Origin of the sequence: Stutzerimonas stutzeri (genome assembly GCF_024448935.1) — a bacterium.
GTDB classification, from domain to species: domain Bacteria; phylum Pseudomonadota; class Gammaproteobacteria; order Pseudomonadales; family Pseudomonadaceae; genus Stutzerimonas; species Stutzerimonas stutzeri_AO.
On record NZ_JAMOIE010000210.1, the window covers coordinates 1 to 1,725 of the forward strand.

Annotated in this window: 1 protein-coding gene; it reads left to right on the forward strand. The window is 63.5% G+C overall.

The window, feature by feature from the left end:
- Positions 1-99: 99 nt before the first annotated feature.
- A complete protein-coding gene (locus tag NA637_RS24865) occupies positions 100-1,491 on the forward strand; it encodes an IS1380 family transposase (protein WP_256075224.1) in 1,392 nt (463 codons plus the stop codon).
- Positions 1,492-1,725: the final 234 nt, after the last annotated feature.

Sequence of the window (1,725 nt, forward strand, 5' to 3'; positions counted from 1 at the left end):
CCCGAATTTTTCATAAAAAAGGGCGAATCTCGTATATCCCATTGATATAATTGGGGTTATGCCAATAAGGCTTCGGACGAAGCAAAGACGAGACCGCCCATGGATCAGTTTACCCCGACCCAGTTGCGTTTTCCCGCCATCGCTGGCTTCACGGTTCGGGGCGATTTCAACGGTGGCATGCTGTCCAGCGACTTCGGTGCACTCCTGTTGCACGGCAGCGATCGCCAGACCGGGTTGATCGACCGCTTGGCGTCGGCGATTCGCGATCAGCGACACGCCTCCTACATCGACCACAGCCTGAGCGATCTGCTGCGCCAGCGGGTCTTCCAGACCGCCTGCGGCTACGCCGACGGCAACGATGCCAACAGCCTGCGTCACGATCCGGTCTTCAAACTGGCTGCCGAGCGCGCGCCGCTTGATACGGGCAACGCACTGGCCTCCGGTCCCACCTTCTCGCGCTTGGAGAACGCGATGACCCGCAAGGACATCTACCGTCTGGCGCAGGCGTTCGTCGATGCCTTCGTCGCCAGCTATGCCACGCCGCCGGCCATGATCGTGCTGGACATGGATCACTCCGAGGATCGCACCCACGGGCAGCAGGAGCTGGCGTTCTACAATCATCACTACCGCAGCCATTGCTACCTTCCGTTGTTCCTGTTCGAGGGGCTCTCGGGCAAGCTCATCACCGCCGTGCTACGTCCCGGCAAGCGGCCCACCGGGCGCGAGAACGCGGCGATCATCGGCCGCGTGGTGCGCCGACTGCGGCGGGCCTGGCCGGACACCCACATCCTGCTGCGTGGCGACGGCCACTTCGCCAATCCCGAGTTGATGGCGCTGTGCGAAGGCGACGATCAGATGGACTTCCTGTTCGGGCTGGCCGGCAACCGGGCGCTGACACCCAAGGCCACGCCGCTGCTGGATCGCGCTCGCACCCTGCATAGGCAGCGCTGCAATAATGCACGCCGCTTTGGCCAGGCTGAACCGGTCGCGACGCGCCTGTACGAGGATATCGACTATCAGGCCGGCTCCTGGTCGCGCCCGTGGCGGGTGGTACTCAAGGCCGAAGTGATGAGCCTGGGCGACAACCCGCGCTTCGTCGTGACCTCGCTTACCGATCCCGCGCCGGAGCTGCTGTACCGGGATTTGTACTGCGCGCGAGGTCAGGACGAGAACTTCATCAAGGCGATCAAGAACGACCTCAGCAGCGACCGCACCTCCGACCACAGCTTTCTCGCCAACCACCTGCGCCTGTTCTACGCCTGCGCCGCCTACAGCCTCATTCATAGCTTGCGCGAGAACACCCTGTGCCACACCGAACTGGCCAAGGCGCAGCCGATGAGCATCATCCTCAAGCTGTTCAAGCTGGCGGTGCGGGTGGTGCAGTACAAGGACCGGATCAAGCTGCACCTGCCCAGCGCCTGTCCGATGAAGGGTCTGCTGCATCGGGTCACCGAACTGCTCTACCTGGCGCGACCTCCGACCCTGGCTTGAAGTAGCCCGCAACGCAAACCCAGCAGGTTCCAGCGACGTCCGGAGGGCGACGCCTGCGCGTACCCCGGAAAAACGACCTTCGGCGACGGTTCGAAGCGTCCCAGACTCACGACCATCGCCGCCGGCAGCACGTCGCTAGACTGAACTGGCGCAGAAATCGGCTCGGTCGAGCGCCGATCAGCTGGCGAAGGCTGCCTTTCGGGGGTGTCTGGGGCGGTTTATGAAACGTCCGGG